This window comes from Nonlabens sp. SY33080 (genome assembly GCF_011784885.1).
Classification (GTDB): domain Bacteria; phylum Bacteroidota; class Bacteroidia; order Flavobacteriales; family Flavobacteriaceae; genus Nonlabens; species Nonlabens tegetincola.
This window is the reverse complement of the sequence record NZ_CP050461.1, coordinates 502,539-525,691: the sequence shown is the minus strand read 5'-3', so window position 1 is coordinate 525,691 and position 23,153 is coordinate 502,539. Positions and strand designations below refer to the sequence as shown.

The following is a 23,153-nucleotide window of genomic DNA, read 5'->3' as shown; positions in this document are numbered from 1 at the left end:
ATGCCAGAAGTAGAATTAGATCCAAAAAAGTGGGTAGATCGTTATAGCGACTATTTATTTAATTACACCATAACAAGAGTTAATGATGCTGTTATGGCACAAGATCTAGTTGCCGAAACTTTTCTGGCTGGTCTTAAAAGTGCGCACAGATTCAAGGGAAAATCCACTGAGCGCACTTGGCTTGTATCAATTCTTAAACGTAAGATCATTGATTATTATCGTAAAATCAATTCTAATAAAGGGAAAGCCGAGGTTAGAATGAGTTATTTAGATAACAATGATGAAACAGGAGATTGGCTAGAAGAACGAGTAAAAGATTTACGCAATCCTACTGTAGAGGATGATATAGAACAAAAAGAATTAGGTGAAGCGTTACAAGAATGTATTGCAGCTCTGCCTGAAAGATATGCCATCATCTTTGTGCAAAAAACCATCGATCGCATGGATACAGAAACCATTTGTAAGGAGCATGATATCACGGCGTCCAATCTATGGGTGATAATTCATAGAGCCAGAGTCCAGTTAATGGAATGTTTGAATAAAAAATGGTACAAGATCGATTAAACTATCATGGGTAGAGTATTTATAAATTGTAACGATGCTGAAGTGTTGAGTACACGAGAGCAATACAATGATCTCAATAGTAAAGAGCGTTTTAAACTTAAAATGCATCACTCCCATTGCTGGAGATGTAGATCCTTTAATAAAAAAAACTGCAAGTTTACTAGAACGTTAAACGGTTTGAACTGGATTAAATTAACCGCAGCCGAAAAGGCTAAAATTCGTTCTCGCATTAAGGATGCGATTGAAAGGAAACTTTAACAGCAAACTTTTAAAAGTAGCCAAATAATTGGTAATCCCTCAACGGCAAAGCTCACAAAATAGGAGCTTTTTATTTTGTCTGATAAATAAATAAAAAGCAATAATAAAACCGTAATAATTACTATTTCAGACGTATTTGAATCAATAATGGGTTGATTTATCAATTGCAAGACAAAAAAGAAAAAGGCACTTAGATACCCGATAATTTTAGTGTAACCAACTCCTATTTTTTGAGGTAATGTGATTAGGTGTATTTTATCATCTTCAATATCTCTAATTTCAAAAGGTATACAGTAAGCTATCATAAAGCAAAGAAGAGTTATTCCAAGATACATATGATCTTCAAAATCCATGTAATTCAAATCACGAACAGTGTTTGTAAATCCGTGCGCGCTCCAAAAAAAACTCAACAACAATATCACCCAGCTTATTGCTACAACAGGAGTTTTTAAATAAACAAACTCTCTGATTTTCTTATTGAATAGCAAAGGAAACGCATAAACTAAGTTTAACAGTACTAGCAAAGCCACAATTAGCCAATACTCCGTTGTTTCAAAGGCTAATAAACTAAGAGCAATTAATATTAATAAGGAGCTCATGATTAATATAAAGCCTCGATATTTAAATGGTTTTCTGGCTAATATTAATGGGTAATATTTAGTCAGGTTATAACTAACGACAACTAGACAAAATTGCATAATGTAAAACGGCCAATCGACAAAAGGCTCTAGATAAGGTAATGTGATAACCATAGACAAGGTTACAAAGCAAATTGCCACATGTAAACTCGTTCTTATGTAGAACTCCAACCCTTTTTTTATTAGCATCATAAAACAAAGGTAATAGCAGTGGTTAATAACCTATTAAAAAGCGTGAATAAAAAGAGGTAATAATTAACTAACCTCTGTTAGTTTAAACTACTTAATCGACTACTTTTGCATAAAAATAAAGCGGCTACCCTTAAAAACAAGTTGCTATTTAATAACATAGACCACATAAGCACTATGAATACAGATCGTTTTGCCCTTAGACACATTGGGCCACGCAAGAAAGATCTTAACACCATGCTAGATACCATTGGTGTTTCCTCAATCGACGAGCTCATTTATCAAACCGTTCCAGATGGAATTAAATTGAAAAAAGAACTGGAATTAGATCCAGCGATGAGCGAGTACGAGTACCTAAATCATATCCAAGAATTAGGTAATAAAAACAAACAATTTAAGACCTACATCGGATTAGGATACAACGCCGCTATTACACCTGCCGTAATTCAACGTAATATACTTGAAAATCCAGGTTGGTATACAGCTTACACACCTTACCAAGCAGAAATTGCACAAGGTCGTCTAGAGGCATTGCTCAATTACCAGACCATGATCACCGATCTTACTGGTATGGAATTAGCAAACGCCTCGTTATTAGATGAATCTACTGCCGCCGCCGAGGCGATGACCTTACTTTTTGCAGTTCGTGAACGCGCACAGAAAAAAGAAGGAGTGGTGAAATTCTTTGTTGACGAGGACACCTTGCCACAAACCAAAGAATTATTAAAAACACGTGCTATTCCATTAGGAATTGAGCTTGTTGAAGGTAACCCTAAGGAGATGGATATGTCCAACGGTTATTATGCCGTACTACTTCAGTATCCTGGTGCAAGTGGTAAAGTGGTTGATTATACTCAATTTGCCCAAGCTTGTAAAGAAAATGACATAAAAATAGCAGTAGCTGCAGACATACTTTCACTAGTAATGTTAGAAGCTCCTGGTAATTGGGGTGCCGATGTTGTAGTAGGTACTACACAACGTTTTGGTATTCCATTAGGATATGGTGGTCCACATGCTGCCTATTTTGCAACTAAGGAAACCTATAAACGTCAAATACCTGGTAGAATTATAGGTGTAACTCGCGACATGGATGGTAAGCGTGCATTGCGTATGGCTTTACAAACTCGTGAGCAACACATTAAAAGAGACAAAGCAACTTCTAATATTTGTACTGCTCAGGTTCTACTAGCAGTAATGGCTGGAATGTACGGTGTTTACCACGGTCCTAAGGGATTAAAATACATTGCTAGTAAAGTACATAACACAGCTGCTACCCTAGCCGATGCTGTTGAAAAACTAGGTATTTATCAAGAAAACGAACAATATTTTGATACTTTATCTTTTAAAGCTGATGCAGCCAAGGTGCGCGAACAAGCTTTGGCATTAGAAATTAACTTCTATTATCCAGATGAAGAAACAGTTCAAGTTTCTATAAACGAGACTACTTCCATAAAAGATCTAAACGATATTGTTTCCGCTTTCGCGAAAGCGTACTCAAAAGAAGCAACGGTAATCACTAATCTATTGGATCAAAACAATGTAGGTGTAAAACGTGAAAGCGAATTCATGACCTATGACGTATTCAATAGTTATCACAGTGAGACTGAATTGATGCGTTATATTAAAAAATTAGAGCGTAAGGATCTGGCATTAAATCACTCGATGATTTCTTTAGGTTCTTGTACGATGAAATTGAACGCAGCAGCCGAAATGTTACCTCTTTCAGATCCTCAATGGGGTAATATTCACCCTTTTGTTCCTGCAGATCAGGCTCAAGGATATCTAGAAATGTTGACAAAGCTTGAGGAACAATTGAATGAAGTCACTGGATTTGCAGGTACCTCATTACAACCTAATTCTGGTGCGCAAGGAGAATTTGCAGGACTTATGGCTATTAGAGCCTATCATGAGTCTCGTGGTGATAGCCACCGTAATATTTGTTTAATTCCATCTAGTGCACATGGAACCAATCCTGCAAGTGCTGTTATGGCAGGAATGAAGGTAGTTGTTACAAAAGCACTAGAAAATGGTAACATAGATGTTGATGATTTAAGAGCCAAGGCGATTGAATATAAAGACAACCTGTCTGCTCTTATGGTTACTTATCCATCGACTCACGGTGTTTATGAGAGTGCGATTAAGGAGATAACTGGAATCATTCATGAAAATGGTGGTCAGGTTTATATGGATGGTGCAAACATGAATGCCCAAGTAGGTCTTACTAATCCAGGAAATATAGGCGCTGATGTTTGTCACCTTAACCTACACAAAACATTTGCCATACCTCACGGTGGTGGTGGACCTGGTGTAGGCCCTATTTGTGTTGCAAAGCAACTAGTACCATTCTTACCTACAAATCCTGTAGTACCTACAGGTGGCGATCAAGCGATTACTCCTATTAGTGCTGCGCCATATGGAAGTGCGCTAGCTTGTGTAATTTCTTATGGTTATATATGCATGCTAGGTGCTGCTGGTTTAAAGCGATCTACTGAATATGCTATAGTTAATGCTAATTATATCAAAGAACGTTTAGACGGGAGTTTTGAATGTTTATATGTAGGTGAAAGAGGTCGTGCCGCTCACGAAATGATCATTGACTGTAGACCATTTAAAGAAAATGGAATAGAAGTAACTGATATCGCCAAACGTTTGATGGATTATGGTTTCCACGCTCCTACTGTGTCATTCCCAGTAAATGGAACCATGATGATCGAACCAACAGAATCGGAAAGTAAGGAAGAGATTGATCGTTTTTGCGATGCTATGATTTCCATAAGAAAGGAAATTGAAGAGGCTACTAAGGAAGAGCCTAATAATGTTCTTAAAAATGCACCGCATACTTTACAAATGATAACCAGTGATGACTGGAATTTTCCTTACACTAGGAAAAAAGCTGCTTATCCACTGGAATGGGTAAGTGACAATAAATTCTGGCCTACAGTACGTCGCGCCGATGATGCTTATGGTGACAGAAATTTAATGTGTACTTGTGCTCCTATGGAAGAGTACTTGTAAACTTTTCATATCAATCATAAAAAAACCGAATCAATTCTAATTGATTCGGTTTTTTGTTTTGCGAAATTTCAGCTTTATTGCCACAAAACATTTAAATAAATACTTACTCGTTGTTGAGATTCAACATTTCCTGCAAACAATTCTTGAGCCACAGGCAAGGTATAACTCGCTCCCAAGTTGAATCGATCAAAATTAAACTCAGCTCCCAGAGTTGCATTGAATACATAACCGTTAGTATCCTTAATCTCTTCATCAAATTGTCTAATACTACCATACAAATCTGTAGAAATACCTAGGTATGGATTTAATGACGCTTTCGCGAAAGCGATATTATAAAACACATTACTCGATGCACTTAACTGATTTCCAAATCGATACTCATTTTTATTTTCAGACTTTAAATAATAGGTTCCCTGTGTTTTTATTCCCCATTTTTTGGCAGAGTAATTATGCATTACACTGATTAAAAAATCGGTACTACCGGTACCTACTTGAAAACCTGGATTTACACGATCTACAAGCTGTTCTTCAAATTTACCAGTAGGTAATTTAATTCCCAGCCCATACTGGAATTGATGACCGGATGGATCTTTGTTTTCAAAGACTACGTTATATCCTTCTGGACGTTTATAAAGCACATGTTTATACCATCCTATTATTGTGATATCTCCTACTCCATTGATATTTTCATTTCCATTAACTCGTTTTCTACTTAAATCCTGATACGGAATAACAGCATTTAATGCGATTTTCTTACTAATGGGAATATTGGCCCAAGCTTGGTAAGTGTAAAATTGCTCCTCACTGGATGGAGAATTATTAAATATGCCATCTTTCGATTCAAAATTTTGGTAAATGAACCTAATGCCAACAAAATTTAAATTTTGTAACGTCCCAAATCCCGAACTACCACTTGAGGTTGTACAACTACAAAGGTCACAAAGCAATTTTGAAGGTGAGTCAATTTTTACAGTGCGAGTAAAAGAATTTAAATGGTACTCTTCACGGTCTGATTCAAAAGACTCTTGTAAATCATTAAGTATAAGTTTGCTGTCTTGAAAATTAATATCGATATGATTTAAATTTTGACTGTAACTGAAAGACCACAATAAAAAAGCAATTGAGCAAATTAGATAGGTTTTAATATTCTGAAAATTGATCATCGTTTAAAAAAGTTGGATCGGTTAATGTTTTCAAGAAAGCAATTAAACTTTCCTTTTCTTGTTCTGTAAGATCAATTCCTAAAGAATTATCTGGTCTTACTAGTGATGAATCTATGGTGCCTGTATCAACCATACCTGTGTCATAAAAGTCTAAAACCGCCTTTAAAGTTGAAAATCTACCATCGTGCATGTAGGGTGCTGTGACTTCCACATTTCTTAAGCTGGGCACTTTAAACTTATAAAGATCTTCCTGCCTTTCTAATACAAGAAATCTTCCTTTATCGTCAAGTCTACTATTGATACTTAAACCATTATTACGATAGGATTGATCAGTAAATAAAGTTCCTGAATGACAACTAGCGCACTTTTGATTAAACACTTGTTCTCCTTGAGATTCTAATGGGTTAAATACTGGTCCTTCACCTCGTTTTACTTGGTCATATATTGAATTTGACGATACCATAGTGAGCATGAACTGTGACAACGCTTGCAACATATTTGCTGAATTTATTTCACCATCTTCAAAGGATTGTTTAAAAAGATGTGGATAGTCAGAATCTGCTTTAAGTTTTTCGATTACATTTTCCAAAGTTTCATCCATCTCAATAGGATTTGTAATTGGAATAATAGGTTGAAGATCTAAGTGACTTGCTGCACCATCCCAGCCAAACTCCTTTTGAAAAGCTAAGTTTTGTAATGGTGGAGTGTTCCTAAAACCTATATTACCATTCACACCGTGACTAAGTGTATGACCGTGATGCGTAAAAGCAAACTCTTGTTCATGACAAAAAGCACAAGCTATAGCGTTGTTAGAGGATAATCTACCATCGAAAAAAAGCTTTTTGCCTAGCGCAATCCCTTGTTCTGTCAATGGATTGTTATTCAAATCATATTCCATGGAAGGAAAGTTACTTGGAATACTGAAGTCTACAGGAGTAGGTTCATATCCCAAGTCCTCTTCACTTTGACAACTTAGTATCAATAAATAGATACATGTAATTGTAAAAAGTCTATACATAACTTAAAAATTGAACAAATCACTGATACAGAATATTCTTTTTATAGGGAAGAGTTTCAATATCAGTGATTATAAGAACTATTAATTGTTATGAACGTGGTGTACACTGAAGCTTTCAGAAAAATTTTGAGCTATAATAGGTGTCTCTACTTCGTTTGTGTGCACTTGATTGTAACCATCGGCGAAAGAAACTGTGGTAGACCCTTCAAAAATTTTCATAATATCAGCAATCACGTGAATTTCGGCAATACTATTTTCACGTACTCGTGATGTATTTGGTAAGTCTAATGTAATTTCTCTATAATTATCTAATGAGGTTCCCACACTACCCATGTGAATATTTAGAGCTTGGTCTGCTGCATTAGAATCGGTATAAGTTCCGTCTAATCTAATAAACTTATATCCAGTTGCCCAGCTCCACATCATTCCAGCGTCATCTGCTTGTTGTAAAAAATTACCTTGACCTGCCGCACCTAGCGTATAACGATCTTGGTCAACACCTATTCCAAATTTAATTTGAGTGTAATTTCCTGCATCAATATCATTAAGTGTAATGTTGAATTCACCTGCATTGTTAGCTTGAGATTCATCTACAATAAAAATATTATCTATTGCTGGAATAGTAGTCTCGTTTCCTTTTTCATCTAACAACACTATGTTGCTAATGATGTATTTAAGAGTTTGAACTTGAAAAGTATCTCCATTTGACAATGAGTAGGTGTTATTAAATAGGAAGTCATTGCTTCCCACAGCATTGTCAAATTTAATCGTGATATCACCTTGCTGGCCTTCTAGTTGATCACCGGTAGAATCATCATCAGTAGAGCATGAGGTTAGAATTAACGTAAGAGCGATTGTTGAAAATATATGATTTAGTTTCATTTTATTTAATAGTATAATGGTGCATTGGATTATTTTGAATAATTCAAAATATCCAACCTAGTTGTGATCCATCATCTCGATTAATAATGGGATCACGGATAATTATGATTTTATATGAATTGATATAAGCCAATGCTAATAGAATAATAATAGCATAAGCTTTTTTACGGAGAGCCGTTAAACGATTGGTGGTTTAAACAGGTCGTGTTTATAACTAGATAGTAAGAGCTGTTCTTTACTTACAATCAATTCTTGCTTGTAATGAAATGCTTTAGAAAAATTAAAATCAATATTGTTCTGTTGATAATACACGGGATAAAAAGCCACTAATGCACCTACTTGTAATTGTTCCTTTTCATAGTTAGCCTCTGCCAGCATCATTTGCTGTGCTAAATAACATTTTCCATCACACTGTAGTTGGGGACGATCTTTATTAACACAATATTCGTCTATGATCTTATCTAAATTAGTTGCGTAATACGTCCATTGACCTAAGTAGAAAACAGGCCTTACCGCAAGAGCAAATAACAAAGAAAAAACGATAAGATTTTTCAAGATCGATGTTTGCTGCAAATTTAAATGGGAAGTATAAAATAGGCGATAAATTTCAAGATAATTTTGAATTAAAGTTGATTAACTAATAAAACATCCTGAAGGTATAAAATCTCATAAAAATGCCTTTTCAAGTGTTATTACTATTCATTGCATTGTATTATTCATAGAATAATCTACAATTATCTTAAATATTCTCAATAGTTAAGAAAGACTTAAAAATTTAAGAGTGATAGATTAGGAAAACACAAGTTTAATGACTTTTTTTACGATGAATTGAAGATATTAATGCCTTTATGAGAGCAAAAATAACAGGAGTAGGAAGTTACATTCCGGAAGTAGTAACTAAAAATGAGGACTTTTTAAATCATGAATTCTTAAATAATGACGGTAGCTCATTTGGTAGTGACAATGAAGTAATTATTGAAAAATTTGTAGCCATTACTGGTATTGAAGAACGACGCTACCTTACACCTGAACAACTTACAAGTGATATAGGCGCTATTGCTGCTAGAAATGCTATTGTAGACGCTAATTGTAACCAAGAAGAGATTGATTTTATTATCGTAGCTCATAATTACGGAGATGTTAAACCAGATGGCGGTTCCAGCGATATGGTTCCTAGTCTGGCTAGCCGAATAAAAAACAAGTTAGGAATAAAAAATCCTCAATGTGTCGCTTATGATGTACTCTTTGGGTGTCCTGGTTGGGTTTTAGGTTTAAGCCAAGCAGATAGTTTTATAAAATCTGGACTAGCTAAACGTGTACTTGTTATCGGTGCCGAAGCACTTTCAAGGGTAGTTGATCCACACGATAGAGATTCTATGATTTACTCTGATGGTGCTGGTGCCGCTATTGTAGAACCTAGCATGGATGAACACGGTATATTAGGTCAGGCTACCGCTACTTATACGGAAGAAGAAACCTATTTCATTTTTAATGAAACTTCTTACAATAAAGAAATAGAAGACAAAACACAATACATAAAAATGTATGGAAGACGCATCTATAATTTTGCTCTTTCAAAAGTGCCAGATGGAATGAAAGCCGCAATGGATCAAGCTGGAGTTGATATTAAAGATTTAAAGAAAATTTTCATTCACCAAGCTAATGAAAAAATGGATGAAGCTATTGTGCAGCGTTTTTATAAACTTTATGATATGGAAGTTCCTAAAGATATCATGCCTATGATTATTCACAAGCTTGGAAATAGCTCAGTCGCTACAGTACCTACTGTCATGGATCTTGTTGTCCATGATAAAATGCCAGAACACAAAGTTGAAAAAGGTGACGTGGTCATGTTTGCCAGTGTAGGTGCAGGAATGAATATAAACGCTATTGTATATCGCTATTAAATCTTGACTAAGTTTACTCTTAATAAGTCAAGATTGTAAAATTCTAGTAAAAGATTAAACGCTATGATAAAAAAAGCCTGCCTGTTATTGCAGGCTTTTTTTATTTTTCTGATAACCTATCAATTTTGAATTATGCTTACTCTAAGTTGACTGTTTACCTCTTTAAATACAACTTGTTTAATTCCAGCATCTGATTGTGATGTGTATTGATTACCGTCAATTTCAAATTTTAATTTACGTAAAATACCATCTCTTACTCTATGTGTTTTAATATTTAAAACATGACCTTTTTCAGATAGTATCTCTCCTAATTTGATAAGGGAATCTTTATTCTCAGGATCATTGACTTGATAAATATTTTCAACATTCTCATCAATCACTTCTTCAATTTCATAATAACGTGATCCAGCCTTTAGTGAATCTCTCTTGGCTAATAAGATTTGTCTTCTTGCCTCTAGTTCTGATCTTTTCGCTTCTCTCAACAATTCCACTTGTTTTCTTTTCTCCACAGCTTTTTCACGCATAATTTCTCTGCGTTTTTCTAGTTCTTCTCGTTTAGCTTCGGATTTTTCACGTAATAATTCTCGTCGCTCCTCGTATTGAGCTCGCTTTTCCTCCATTAATTGCTCTCTTTCACGCATATACTCCTCACGCTTTTCTATAGCCTTACGTCTTACTTTATATCTAGTAGAATCATTATCAATTATAATTTCCTCTTCTACAAGAGTTCTAAGATCTTCTGGTTTACTAACCACAACAATTACTCCATTTGCACCTTTATCTCCATATCTACTTGTTGCATTACCATCTTTAAGAACTGTAACGGTTTGTATGGCATTAGGATGTAATCGTAATACTTTAGCTTCTTCCACCTCTTTACCATTTAAAATAAAAAGAGGTTTAGCATCACTATTCCATCTGTATGAACTACCATACGTCATAGGTTGGGATGCATCAACTCTTAATGTATCCATATCAATATCGAGCTCTTCAATAATTATGGGTTGTGCATATTGAAAGCTGTTTCCCATATTTACTAGACTGTCTAAATCTTTAAATTGGATATTCATTGTTGCCATTAAAGAATCTAATTTTATCGAATTTTCTCCCATTTCAATCTGAGAAAAAATTGAATCAAGATTCACCGTTTTTACATTAGACAAAGCGTTCAATAACAGAGAATCTTTAAAAGTTCCATTGAAGATATAAGGCTTCATTACACTATCAGTACTGAATGCGTAAAACTTATTTCCAGGACCAGATTGTATTATTCTTTGTGAAACTTGTGCATCACATTTACCTATTGACCAATCACTTGTTGTGTCATCAAAAACGCCGTCTATACAGATATCGGCTAGACCATTGGTGCTTTCATATTGCTGTTCAATGACAGAACCCTTGTTGTTATCAATTGAAAGTGCCAGTTTTATAATTTTCCCATTCTTCTTTTTGAACTTTTTAATTTTAAGATCTACATTGTACTTCTTTTTAAGATTTTCTGCTTGTTTTTCAAGAGATTCTCGAGTACTGGAACTTACAATCCTTAAATTAACTCGTTCCTTTAAGCTGAATATGGGATCTATTGCTTCTATAACAGGCTGTGCTGTTTGTAAATTAGAGTTACCTGGTGCAGTTGAAGGTTCATAATCTTTTGATGCCTTTTCAGTAGGAATCATTTTTTCAACTGGACTATTTAAATACTCAACTTTAGTAACCGTATTGAAACTGTAAAGGAAAAGAATGATTACCGGTAATATAAGAGCATACTTATAGGCACTCCATTTCCTTGAAGCTTCTTTTTGTAACATTATGATTCGTTGTTTAATAAAAGGGGTTACAAAATTATTTGCAAGCGCTGGTTGTTGTTGTAATACTACTGCATTAACTAATGTTCTAGCATAGCTCATATTACCTTCTTGTACAGCAGCCGCTTTGGCATCTGCGATGAATTCTAAATTTTGAGCCACTTGTTTTTTCAAAAACCACGATAATGGATTGACCCAAAATAAAGCGCAATATATATGTGTTATAATCACATCTATACTATGCCATTCCTTGGCGTGTACTTTTTCGTGTCTTAGAATATGTGCAAACTGTTCAGACTTCTCGTCACCAATATGAAATCCTATTTTATTAAAAAAGCTAAATGCAGTAAGCTTTCGCGAAAGCGATACTAACACTACTCCATCTTCCTTTCTACTCGTACCGCCGTTTAAGAGTCGTTGAACGCTCATAATCTCTATACTTAATTTACCCAAAAAGAATAATACGACAGCTAGATAAGCATAAATAAAAAGTTCCATCCAGTTATAAGTAGTAACTTCGGGAGTAACCTTATTCATCATTGCTGCATCAGAAAAATAGATCACATTATTTGTAGTGGTGACAGGTAATTGTTCCATGTATACAACCTCTGTAAACTCAACAAAAGGTAGAACGATGCTAGCAACTATTCCAACAAGTAAAAAAACTCTGTTGGCTTGAAAAAAAGTTAACTTTCTCAATATGAAGTGATATCCCAAAACGAATACAGCTAGAACTGCTGTACTTTTCCAAAGGTATTCTACAAGTGTTTCCATGCTATTTGTCTTTAGATTCAATCATATTTAATATTTCTCTTAACTCCTTGGCCGATATTTTCTTCTCATCGGCAAAGAAAGAAACCACATTCTTATATGAATTATTGAAATAATCGGTAATCGCTGTAGTCACGTATTTATTGCGATAGTCTTCCTTTTGAACTATTGGGAAATACCTGTGTGTTTTACCAAAGGCCTCGTGAGATACAAATCCCTTATCCTCTAGTTTACGCACAATGGTAGATACGGTATTATAATGATTGGTTCCAGACAGGTGTGGTACAACTTCTTTTACAAAAGCCTTCTCTAGCTTCCATAAAACCTGCATAATTTCTTCTTCTTTAGCTGTTAGTTTTTCCATTTATGATGTTTTAAGGGCGTTACCTCGAGTGATCACTCGAGGTCAGGCTATCGTTGTTACATGGTAACACCACTCTATCCTTAACGCATTACAAACGTATAACTATTTTTTTAGTTTTCAAACTATTTTTATAGTTATAAAACTAAATTGCTAGTTTAAATAATTTAAACAATGAACTAAACACTTGAATTTCAATAAATTTACATATCAATAAAAGTGGCTATTTCTTCTATAGTTTTTCTTGTTGCATTATAATCAAACCCCTTTTTATCATAATTTCCAATGTAGAAAAAACCTAAAAATCGTTCGTTCTCATGTGTTGTTATACCTTCAAAATTCTTCATGTCAACAAAGGATTTAGGACTACTCCAGTAGGCACCATAACCCAATTCATGAGTCATTAACCACATATTTTGTACACTCATGGAAGTTGCTGCTACTTCTTCCCATTCTGGAACTGATTCTTTTTCATCCCTGTGCATAAAAATTAAAATAACCGCTGCAGCTTTACTAGGATTTTCTCTTAACTTTTTAAGCTTGATTTTCTTGTGGCCTGGGGTTTCTTCATAGGCATCTCCAAGGTACGTACCTAGCCTATCTAGCGCTTTACCGGTAAGAACCTTATATCTCCATGGTTCAGTTTTACGATGGTTAGGAGCCCATCTTGCTGCATCTATAATAGAAAGGAGATCCTGTTTCTCTATAGTACCTTCAATATATTGCGCAGGGAAAATACTGCGTCTCGTTTTTATAATTTCGTTCATAATATTACATATAAAATGCCAACAGTAAATGTAAAGTACTGTTGGCATTAAGTTGTATAATCTATATTAAATTACTGTCCTTGTCCTAGAGAAAAAGCTCGTTCTCCATCAAATGAGTACAGATTTTCTGTTTTAATTACATCTACCTTTTTGTCAATCGCTTCATTAAGCAATGCAACAATTTCTTGATTTGTCATGGCTCTACCACCATCGGGCATAAATCTACATCGCCAGTGTTGTGTACAAAATGTTTCATCAAATCCATTAGGCCATACTTTCACTCCACGATTTGTAATCATTTGTAATTTGACATCTTCCTTTTCAATACTACGCAAGAGCTCTCCTACGAAATTAGGGTTTTTATTTTCACAATCTACAAACAGATCAACACCTAGTAACTCTTTCTTTTGAGCTGCACGCTCCTTTACATGAGGCAGCTTAAACGGCTCTTTTGCATTATACCTCACTTTAGTTAATTGTTGTGGTTCCTTTCCCATATTAGCAATTACTGCGTGAGCAAACTCTTCTGTATTGACTTTTCTACTACTTATATCCTCTTTAAATATATCTGCAGTATGAATACCTTGTTCTAAGGTAAGTAACCAAGCGTTATGAATAGATTGTGCTGCTTCATTTTCTCCTATATGATTAAGCATCATGATTGCTCCACGCAACAAACCAGAAGGATTTGCAATTTTTTGCCCTGCAATATCTGGAGCACTACCGTGAATGGCCTCAAACATAGCTACGCTTTCACCTATGTTGGCACTACCTGCCATTCCTACAGAACCAGTAATTTGTGCCGCAATATCACTTATGATATCACCGTATAAATTAGGCATCACTATTACGTCAAAATGCTCTGGTGAATCAGCAACCTTAGCTGCACCTATATCAACGATCCAATGTTCTTTTTCTATATCTGGGTACTCCTGTGCTACTTCATTATATATTTTATGGAACAAACCATCAGTTTGTTTCATAATATTGTCTTTTGAAAAACAAGTTACCTTTTTACGGTTGTTGTATCTCGCATACTCAAATGCGTACCTTATGATTTTTTCACAACCTGGGCGACTTATTAATTTAAGACATTGAACAACATCTGGAGTTTGTTGGTGTTCAATCCCTGCGTATAAATCTTCTTCATTTTCTCTTACAATAACTACATCCATATCAGGATGTTTTGTTGTAACATATGGATGTAGGCTGGCACACGGTCTTACATTTGCATAAAGTCCCAAAGTTTTTCTCATAGTTACGTTCAAACTTTTGTAACCACCACCTTGAGGTGTAGTGATAGGTGCTTTGAGTAAAACCCTGTTACGTCGTATACTTTCCCAAGCTTCAGGAGTAATTCCAGATGTGTTACCTGATAAGTATACTTCTTTACCTAATTGTACTTCTTCAAATTTAACTGCGGCACCGGATGCCTTTATGATAGCCAATGTAGCATTCATAATTTCTGGACCTATTCCATCACCTTTTGCTATTGAAATTGTTTTCATGAATTTTTGTTTGTACAAAGGTTGCAAATAGTTCTCATATATTTTTATTTATGTTTTTAATGACTAATATAATTTTTATTTATGTGTTTATCTACTTACAATATCCATCTTTGCAAAAAATAGAATATGTCATTGAGTGAGAATAAATCGTATTACCCATTGTCCCAATTTGCTTTGGGAATGTGGAGATTAGGCGACTGGAATTTACCTAATCAGGAACTGCTTACCTATATTAAGCAAGCAGTGGACCTAGGTGTTACTACCATGGACCATGCTGATATTTATGGTAATTATGAATGTGAAGAAATATTTTCCCGAGCCATATCTCTAGACCCATCAATACGGCACAAAATGCAGCTTGTGACTAAGTGTGGTATAAAACTTAGGTCCGATAAATTTCCTAATCGTCAAGTGAAGTATTACGACTATTCAAAAAAGTATATTATTAATCAAGTAGAGACTTCCTTAAAAAATTTGAAGACCGATTATATCGATGCTCTATTATTACACAGGCCATCTCCCTTTTTTGATCATGCTGAAGTTGCAGAAACATTTAGCCAATTAAAAAAAGATGGTAAAGTAAAGTACTTTGGGGTTTCTAATTTTACACTTAATCAGTTTAAAAGCTTACAAGAATATTGTGAAGAACCCTTAATTACAAATCAAATTGAAATATCTCCTTATGCCCTCGAGCATTTTGAAAATGAGAATATTGATTATTTGACCAGTGCTGGAATACGTCCTATGGCTTGGTCTCCATTAGCTGGTGGATCTTTACTACATCCTGAAACTGATAAAGGAAAACGAGTTCTTAATGCAATCCAAGAAGTAAGTACAGAGCTAGGAAACATACCCTTTGATCAAGTTATTTTTGCATGGATTCTAGCACATCCTTCTCAAATTATCCCAGTTATAGGAACTGGTAAATACGAACGTTTACAAAGTGCGGTAGAAAGTAAAAAAGTTAAATTATCCCTAGAGCAGTGGTTTAAAATTTACGTTGCTTCTTTGGGAGACGATGTACCGTAAAAAAAAATAAACCTACCTGATGAGCACCATCAGGTAGGTTCTTACTATTGCTGTTCTATTATTCTTACTTTGGATCGAGCGTTCTCTCAATTCTGGCAATTAAATCTTCATAGTGAAAACTTACCACCTTATTTGAAGTACGCGCATTATTCCTTCTTGCTATCTTTTTAATTTCATTAAGTTGACCTCTTACAATTGAAGGTACATCGCTTTGGGTAACATTAAAGCTGGCACGAGGTTTTTCATTTGTCATAAGCTCAATTAAACGATCTACATAGGCTTTTTGCAAGTTACGTTCATATACATCTGGTTGTATATTTTTAAATATCCCATTGTTCAAATCTTGCATCAACTCCACTACAGAGTAGGCACTATCATCCATTGCTTTTGCATCAATCATTCTACCCAAGCGATCGTAAGACAGTAGGCTTGACAGATATCTAGATTGTAATGATCTCACTCTATCTGTATATCCTGATTCATTTATATTTTTAAGAATCTCAGGTCGAACTAACCACTCTGGTGTTTCAAACACATTTTCAATCAACCACTGTACTGACTGTTCTTGTGTTTTTGAATCTACAGGTTCATAAACAGTACCATCTTGAGAAGGAGTTTTTAGATTTTCATAAACGCCACCAACATTTGTAACAACGTGACCTACATATCTAGAAAACACACCTAAAAGTTCTCTATACAATTCATCTAAATCGTCGTAATTATTAGTGTCATTGGAAGTCCACTGTGGTAAGTTTTTGGCAACAATTTTTAAGTTTTCAACTCCATAACTACTTGCCTTTACAGGATTATTACCAATAGCTTCAGTTTGAGATTGAGGATCAAAACGACTGCTTTGTCTTCCGAATTTATATTTAGGATCATTTGCTTTTTCTAAAATCCATTGATTCAGTACCTCTTTTTCATCTTCTGGAGTATTGGAGTTAGGGATTACTCTATAACCCCAATTGACAGCATAATGATCGTAAGGACCCATTTGGCGTACAAATCTTATGTTTTTGTCTCCAGGTTGAGCAATGTAATTATAACGGGCATAATCCATAAGACTTGCCGCAATTCCATTTGCTTGTGTAAAGTCTCCGTCTCTATAACTTTCGACATCATAAGCATAACTCGCCGCCATATTGTGTGGAAATCCTAACGCATGACCTACCTCATGGGCAATTACTTGTCTCATCATCTCACCTATTTCTTCAGCTGGTGTATCTAATGTTCTTGCGCTAGGATTTGCCGCACCTGTTTCCAGTAAATAACGGTTTCTATAAGATCTTAAATGGTTATGATACCAGATAATATCACTTTCAATAATTTCACCACTACGAGGATCGCTCACACTAGGACCTACAGCATTACGAGTAGTACTTGCCACGTATCTAACCACAGAATATCTTATATCTTCTGGACTAAACTCAGGATCTTCTTCTATGCTAGGAGCCTCCTTTGCTATGATAGCATTTTTAAACCCTGCAGTTTCAAATGGTTTCTGCCAGTCTTCAATACCTTGTTTTATGTATTTCTTCAAAGATTCTGGGGTACCAGGATCAAGGTAGTAAACAATTGGTTTTACAGGCTCTACCAATTCACCTCTTGCATATGCTTCAGGATCTTTAGGCTCTAGCCTCCATCTTCTTATATATGTTTTTTCATCGGCTTTTAATTTAGGAGAGCTATAATCAATTTGATTAACCGTGAAGAAACCAACTCTAGGATCATACAATCTAGGTGTCATAGGTTTTTCAGGTAACAATATCATAGATTGATTCATCTGTAAACTTATGGATCCTACAGATGAATTTGAAGGTGCGTCGCTAGCCGTATAAGTCATATCCTGCACAACCTCAACATTCAAAGGATAAGCAGACACACGATTAATGAAACTGCGTGATTTATCCAGACTTCTTACCTTATACTGTTTGCGTAGTCTGGAATTCAAACCACTTATTGCAGGTATATCGTTGCTTAAAAATTTGGTAACATCAATTACTACACCCGTAGAATCGGCATTAATAGCTTCTATATCAAAAGCGTACATAATAGGTTCATAATTATTAACCTTAACACTATTGGATATAGCCGCTGTAGAGTCTAATGTAACGGCATCATAAGATTTGACTTTAAGTAATATTTTATCCTTAAATCGCTCCCATGAAACTAATTGTTGGTTAGTTTTACTACCAGCATTTAAATATCCACCACCCAAATTTGCAGGTATTTGTGCAATACGGGTAACCCATAACATATCTTTACCTAATAGGGAATCTGGTAACTCATAAAGATATTCATCTTCATTTTGATGAACTTTAAAAAGACCGTCGTCTGTTTTAGTTTTACCCGTTATAAGTTTGCTATAAGGTTTAAACTTTGAGCTGGTTTTATTTGATGCTTCGGATTTTGTTGCTTTGGAACTCACCTTTTTTGGTGCAGAACAAGCAACAATTCCTAAAACCAAAAAAATAGAAAGAATTTTAGTACTGATTTTCATGTAAGTAATTATTAATGCCAAGCAAAATAAAACCTGGCATTAATAATCCTTCTTAAAACCTACTTAAAGTATTCATATAGCTGTAGGTGCTCTTTTATTTCGGTTAGTATATAAAAAGTGGGCGATTTCGAAGAACTAAACTTTTGGTTAAACACAAAGTTGGATAAGCTGAAAGTCTTGATTTCATTACTATCTCGCCTATTTTTTAAATATATTGTTACCAGCTTTTTTTATTATTTCTTCAAATTCGGGAATTAGAGCAGAACCATTTCTTCCTTTAATTTCAGACAAACCAAAGTTTGATAATTCGATTGCATTAGTCCAATTTTCTTTATGAACATTCATCTTTGCTAACATTAATGCTGTCCTCAGTGAAGTTATATTAAAATATTCTTTTGTATTTCCACTTGTAATATCATCTGAAGTAAATTTCAAAATAGTATTTTCCCAATTAGTATATTTATCAAAGAAAGTATTCCCTTTATTGTTTATAAGTTCTTTAATTTCTGTAAATAGTCTTATTTGATCCGTTTCGTTTTTTGGAAAACTCCACCAATAATCACTTTCATTATTTGGAGTTAATCTTGTTCTGATTTCCATATCCCACGCTCTTAACTTATTCATTACCTTGTTTGCGATAGGAATGAAATCAAAATGTACACCTAAATCAATACAAAACTCTCCACCATATCTATTTGGTTGAAACTTTATTGCTTTAACAATATTTTCAGTTTGTTTATTATAGTCAAAACCGCTTCCTTTCCATTTGTTTTCTCTTAAAAATGGAGCAATTTCTTTTGTTACAATTTTTTTAAATTCTGTTGATTTCATTTTTTGTAATTGCAGGTAACATTGGAACATTTTTGAGGATTTCCAAGTAAAAATCCCAAAATTTTTGAACGCTAGAAATCTCAACGTGTTCATCTGGACTGTGAGCGCCTCTAATATTTGGACCAAAAGATATCATGTCCAAACCTGGATAACGTTCACCTAAAATTCCACATTCTAATCCTGCATGACAAGCGACTACTCTAGGAGGTTCATTGAATAGTTCCTTATACTTATTTTCCGCAATTTTTAAAATTGCGCTATCGCGATTTGGTTCCCAACCAGGATAGTCACCAGATAATTCAACACTGATTCCAGCTAACTGCATTACAGCACTTATTGAAGATGCTAGATCTGTTTTGGAACTTTCAACAGATGATCTAGTTAAACAAGCTATCTCCAATTGTCCATCATGTAATTTTACTCGAGCCAAGTTGTTTGAAGTTTCTACAAGACCTTCAATATCTGGACTCATTCTGTAAACACCATTATGAATTCCTAGTAAAACGTGTATTACCTCACGACTGTTAGAAGCATCAAGATGACCTAAACTAGAATTCGTCAATTCCCACGAAATATTTAAATTTTCTTCTAAGGATTTATACTCATTTATTATGGCTTGCTTGCATTTCTCAAAGGTAGATTGCATGTGCTGCAGTTCGCTTTCGCGAAAGCGTAATTCTACAACAGCCTCACGTGGAATAGCATTTCTCAAACTACCACCTTGAATAGAAACAATATGAATATCTGATTTCTTTTGTAGCGCATCCAATAGTCTGGTAGCCATTTTATTTGCGTTACCTAAACCTTTAATGATATCCATACCGCTGTGGCCACCGTTAAGACCTTTCACAGTAATCGTGACCGTAGAATAAGTATCTTCTGGATTAATAGTATCGTACTGTTTTTTACCAGTGATATCTACTCCACCAGCACATCCTATATCAATTTCATCATCTTCTTCAGTATCTAGGTTTAGAAGTATAGTTGATTTAAGAATATTTTTATCCAATTCTTTGGCACCGGTCATACCTGTTTCCTCATCAATTGTAAACAAAGCTTCAATCGCTGGATGCTCAATATCAGTTGAGGATAAAACAGCCATGATTGCAGCCACGCCTATTCCATTGTCGGCACCTAGAGTTGTTCCATTTGCCTTAATAATATCACCATCGACAATCATTTCAATACCTTGGGTATCAAAATCAAATTGAGTGTCGTTGTTTTTTTGGTGTACCATATCTAGATGAGATTGTAAAATCACACTTTTACGGTTCTCCATTCCTGCAGTTGCAGGCTTTTTTATAATTACATTACCTACAGCGTCCTCTATAACTTGTAGATTTAATTCATTACCGAATTTCACCATAAAGGCTCTTACACGTTCCTCTTTTTTAGAAGGTCTAGGAACTGCGTTCAAATCGGCAAAGTGATTCCAAAGTGACTTAGGTTCTTGATTTCTTACTTCGTTACTCATATCTTTTTAATAGTGACTAGACAGGCTAGTCTTTTAAATTACCTATAATTTTGTCGCTCGCAACATTTCTCTTTTACCTGGTGGACCAGGAAGACGTTCTACGTTAAAACCAACTTCTTGCATATTGCGTCTAGCCTGACCTTGAGCACAATAAGTAGTGAGTACACCACCATTTTTTAGACTATCAAACGCTTTTTGAAAAATGGGTATGGTCCAAAGTTCTGGTTGTGTTCTAGGTCCAAAAGCATCAAAATATATAAGATCAAACTGGTTATCGAATTTGACCTCTTCAAATTTCATTTGCTTTTTAATTATACTAAATGTAGAGGTTAACTGCTTATCAATCTCCCAATCCATCTCATGCAATGCTTCATAAAAAATTTGATCTTTAAGTAAGCTTCCATAATCCATAGCTAGGACCTCATCGGCATTTACTGGGTATGCTTCCATTGCGGTATAACGAATTCTAGTAGTACTCGCATGTTGCTTGGTTAAAATAGCATTAAGACCGGTACCAAAACCATATTCTAGAATATTAACGCTGCCTTTATCAGATTGTAATGACTCTTGTAAAGGCTGTAAACCCATCTTTATAAAAACATGAAGCGCCTCTTGCAAGGCGCCATGTTTAGAATGATATTGCTCGTTAAGATCTGGCATGTGAATGGTTTTGGAACCATCGCCAGTGATCATGATTTCTCTTTTCATTATTCGCTTGCGCTTTCTTCTGCAGGCATTTCAACATCTGGGTTTTCAAACTCTTCCACAAGAGCACCATCAGCTATAAAAGTATAGCTTGTTTCAGGTTCATTGATCTTTTCTATTTCCTCTTGAGATTTTCCAGCATCTTCTGCATAGTGACGAAGAGTTTCTACGTCAGTGATTGATTTATATACTTTACCTTGAAATACCACTTCTTTTCCTTTACCGTTTTTAGGTAGAAAAAATCCATAGTCCTTAAACATCACACGTGTTGTATCGCTACCAACTGCCATTTTGACCCAACATCCTTTTTTTGGACATACATCAAGAATCTCACTTTTCACCTTTACTTGGATTGTGTCTGAGTCAGTTAAGGTTTGATATTTCTCGAATAATTCTGCTGTTGAAATAGCATTTTCTGCAGTTATTTTTGATCCATAGCTCATATAAGCCATTTCTTCAACTTGTTCATCATTTACTGCAGGCATGTCAGTTTCTTTTTGAGTTTCTTTACACCCGATTATTGAGAAAATGATAAAAAATAAAGGTAAATAGGTTTTCATTTGTTTATATTTTCCACAAAATTAGTAATTCGTTGGGATTTATTCAATGATACTATCCGTTATCTTTGCAAAAAATTAATAAAAATAACCCATGACCGATACCAACGAAATCGTTATAGATAGAGTTTCGGAATCTAGATTAGCATCAACGAATTTTGATGATCTAGTTTTCGGAAAAACTTTTACAGACCACATGCTTGAATGCAACTGGCGCGATGGAAAATGGGAAACAACACATATCAAACCATACGGACCAATTCAAGTAGAACCTAGTTGTAAAGTATTTCATTATGGACAGGCCATTTTTGAAGGTATGAAAGCCTACAAAGATGAAGCTGGTGATGTTTTCCTTTTTAGACCAGAAGACAACTGGAAACGTTTTAATGAAAGTGCCAAAAGACTTGCAATGCCTGAAGTACCTTATGAGGTATTTGTAGAAGGATTAAAAACATTAGTAAATTTAGATAAAGGATGGGTAAAATATGGAGAAGGACTTTCTTTGTATTTAAGACCATTTATGATAGCTAGTGAAAACGGAGTAGCGGCAGCTCCTTCTACCGAGTATAAATTTATGATCGTTATGTCTCCTGCTTTTGCGTATTACCGTGGTGAAGTAAGAGTTATTATAGCCAATCAATTTTCACGTGCAGCAGATGGTGGTGTAGGATATGCAAAAGCTGCAGGTAATTATGCTGCCAGTTTTTACCCAAATAACCTGGCGATGGAAGAAGGTTATCAACAAATAATTTGGACTGATGCTGCCTCACATGAATACATTGAAGAAGCAGGAACAATGAACATCTTTGTGCGCATTGGCGATAAACTTTTGACTGCTCCTAATAACGATAGAATATTGAATGGAGTAACAAGAAGAAGTGTTATTCAAATGGCCAAAGATCACGGTATAGAAGTAGAAGAAAGAAGAATACGAGTTTCAGAAATTAAAGAAGCTGCGCAAAACGGTGAATTAAAGGAAATTTTTGGAAGTGGTACGGCTGCAGTAATTGTACCTATTAAAGGTTTCAAACACGAAGATTTTAAATATGAATTACCTGTAATTGAAAACGATTATGCGACTAATATTAAAGCCGCATTGATGGATATTCAGTATAATCGTACGGAAGATAAACACGGGTGGAGAGTTAAAATTTAAAAGTACTTTTTACCTTATACACATGTAATGCCTTCAATAATTTGAAGGCATTTTT

At 35.0% G+C, this 23,153-nt stretch carries 20 protein-coding genes; 6 read left to right on the top strand and 14 right to left on the bottom strand.

The window, feature by feature from the left end; genetic code table 11:
* Both HCN53_RS02360 and HCN53_RS02355 read left to right on the top strand, forming a co-directional pair.
* Positions 1-564, top strand: a complete 564-nt coding sequence (locus tag HCN53_RS02360; protein ID WP_042278655.1) for a sigma-70 family RNA polymerase sigma factor — start codon at positions 1-3, stop codon at positions 562-564.
* A gap of 6 nt (positions 565-570) precedes the next feature.
* Entirely contained in the window at positions 571-822 is a 252-nt protein-coding gene (locus tag HCN53_RS02355; protein WP_042278654.1) for a hypothetical protein, read from the top strand.
* On the opposite strand, the gene HCN53_RS02350 is transcribed toward HCN53_RS02355, so the two are convergent.
* The gene (locus HCN53_RS02350; RefSeq protein ID WP_167341894.1) at positions 819-1,421 is read right to left on the bottom strand and encodes a hypothetical protein; all 603 of its coding nucleotides are present in this window, start codon (positions 1,419-1,421) and stop codon (positions 819-821) included. The two genes, HCN53_RS02355 and HCN53_RS02350, sit on opposite strands and share 4 nt — an antisense overlap.
* 405 nt (positions 1,422-1,826) lie before the next feature.
* Between HCN53_RS02350 and gcvP the strand changes: the two genes are divergently transcribed.
* On the top strand, positions 1,827-4,664 hold the full coding sequence (gcvP, locus tag HCN53_RS02345) for an aminomethyl-transferring glycine dehydrogenase (protein WP_167343231.1): 2,838 nt from the start codon (positions 1,827-1,829) through the stop codon (positions 4,662-4,664).
* Positions 4,665-4,738: 74 nt separating this feature from the next.
* On the opposite strand, the gene HCN53_RS02340 is transcribed toward gcvP, so the two are convergent.
* From HCN53_RS02340 to HCN53_RS02325, 4 genes are all read right to left on the bottom strand, one after another.
* The gene (locus HCN53_RS02340) at positions 4,739-5,827 is read right to left on the bottom strand and encodes a hypothetical protein (RefSeq protein ID WP_167341893.1); all 1,089 of its coding nucleotides are present in this window, start codon (positions 5,825-5,827) and stop codon (positions 4,739-4,741) included.
* Positions 5,805-6,845 (bottom strand): cytochrome-c peroxidase, encoded by a 1,041-nt coding sequence (locus tag HCN53_RS02335; protein WP_167341892.1) that lies wholly within the window; start codon positions 6,843-6,845, stop codon positions 5,805-5,807. Before HCN53_RS02335 ends, HCN53_RS02340 begins: the two co-directional genes overlap by 23 nt.
* A gap of 81 nt (positions 6,846-6,926) precedes the next feature.
* Entirely contained in the window at positions 6,927-7,727 is an 801-nt protein-coding gene (locus HCN53_RS02330) for an MbnP family protein (RefSeq protein ID WP_167341891.1), read from the bottom strand.
* A gap of 177 nt (positions 7,728-7,904) precedes the next feature.
* The gene (locus HCN53_RS02325; RefSeq protein WP_060522609.1) at positions 7,905-8,282 is read right to left on the bottom strand and encodes a hypothetical protein; all 378 of its coding nucleotides are present in this window, start codon (positions 8,280-8,282) and stop codon (positions 7,905-7,907) included.
* A 293-nt stretch (positions 8,283-8,575) separates the two neighbouring features.
* Here HCN53_RS02325 and HCN53_RS02320 point away from each other — a divergent pair, with 293 nt between their 5' ends.
* Positions 8,576-9,634, top strand: coding sequence for a 3-oxoacyl-ACP synthase III family protein (locus HCN53_RS02320; protein WP_167341890.1), 1,059 nt, complete (start codon positions 8,576-8,578; stop codon positions 9,632-9,634).
* 119 nt (positions 9,635-9,753) lie between these two features.
* On the opposite strand, the gene HCN53_RS02315 is transcribed toward HCN53_RS02320, so the two are convergent.
* From HCN53_RS02315 to HCN53_RS02300, 4 genes are all read right to left on the bottom strand, one after another.
* A complete protein-coding gene (locus HCN53_RS02315) occupies positions 9,754-12,213 on the bottom strand; it encodes a M56 family metallopeptidase (protein ID WP_167341889.1) in 2,460 nt (819 codons plus the stop codon).
* Between the two features lies 1 nt (position 12,214).
* Positions 12,215-12,574, bottom strand: a complete 360-nt coding sequence (locus HCN53_RS02310; protein WP_042278647.1) for a BlaI/MecI/CopY family transcriptional regulator — start codon at positions 12,572-12,574, stop codon at positions 12,215-12,217.
* Positions 12,575-12,774: 200 nt separating this feature from the next.
* The gene (locus HCN53_RS02305; protein ID WP_308736866.1) at positions 12,775-13,338 is read right to left on the bottom strand and encodes a nitroreductase; all 564 of its coding nucleotides are present in this window, start codon (positions 13,336-13,338) and stop codon (positions 12,775-12,777) included.
* Between the two features lie 71 nt (positions 13,339-13,409).
* Positions 13,410-14,846, bottom strand: coding sequence for an NADP-dependent isocitrate dehydrogenase (locus tag HCN53_RS02300; RefSeq protein WP_167341888.1), 1,437 nt, complete (start codon positions 14,844-14,846; stop codon positions 13,410-13,412).
* A 126-nt stretch (positions 14,847-14,972) separates the two neighbouring features.
* Here HCN53_RS02300 and HCN53_RS02295 point away from each other — a divergent pair, with 126 nt between their 5' ends.
* The gene (locus tag HCN53_RS02295) at positions 14,973-15,875 is read left to right on the top strand and encodes an aldo/keto reductase family oxidoreductase (RefSeq protein WP_167341887.1); all 903 of its coding nucleotides are present in this window, start codon (positions 14,973-14,975) and stop codon (positions 15,873-15,875) included.
* A gap of 64 nt (positions 15,876-15,939) precedes the next feature.
* On the opposite strand, the gene HCN53_RS02290 is transcribed toward HCN53_RS02295, so the two are convergent.
* The 5 genes from HCN53_RS02290 to HCN53_RS02270 form a co-directional block, all read right to left on the bottom strand.
* Entirely contained in the window at positions 15,940-18,375 is a 2,436-nt protein-coding gene (locus HCN53_RS02290) for a zinc-dependent metalloprotease (RefSeq protein ID WP_167341886.1), read from the bottom strand.
* 198 nt (positions 18,376-18,573) lie between these two features.
* Entirely contained in the window at positions 18,574-19,206 is a 633-nt protein-coding gene (locus HCN53_RS02285) for a DUF4304 domain-containing protein (RefSeq protein ID WP_167341885.1), read from the bottom strand.
* On the bottom strand, positions 19,187-20,680 hold the full coding sequence (locus HCN53_RS02280) for an aminoacyl-histidine dipeptidase (RefSeq protein WP_167341884.1): 1,494 nt from the start codon (positions 20,678-20,680) through the stop codon (positions 19,187-19,189). Before HCN53_RS02280 ends, HCN53_RS02285 begins: the two co-directional genes overlap by 20 nt.
* A 42-nt stretch (positions 20,681-20,722) precedes the next feature.
* Positions 20,723-21,388, bottom strand: coding sequence for a tRNA (5-methylaminomethyl-2-thiouridine)(34)-methyltransferase MnmD (mnmD, locus tag HCN53_RS02275; RefSeq protein ID WP_167341883.1), 666 nt, complete (start codon positions 21,386-21,388; stop codon positions 20,723-20,725).
* The gene (locus HCN53_RS02270) at positions 21,388-21,945 is read right to left on the bottom strand and encodes a DUF4920 domain-containing protein (RefSeq protein WP_167341882.1); all 558 of its coding nucleotides are present in this window, start codon (positions 21,943-21,945) and stop codon (positions 21,388-21,390) included. Before HCN53_RS02270 ends, mnmD begins: the two co-directional genes overlap by 1 nt.
* 91 nt (positions 21,946-22,036) lie before the next feature.
* Here HCN53_RS02270 and HCN53_RS02265 point away from each other — a divergent pair, with 91 nt between their 5' ends.
* Positions 22,037-23,098 carry a branched-chain amino acid aminotransferase gene (locus HCN53_RS02265; RefSeq protein WP_167341881.1) on the top strand — a complete coding sequence of 354 codons (1,062 nt, stop codon included), beginning with the start codon at positions 22,037-22,039 and terminating at the stop codon, positions 23,096-23,098.
* The last annotated feature ends 55 nt before the right edge of the window (positions 23,099-23,153 follow it).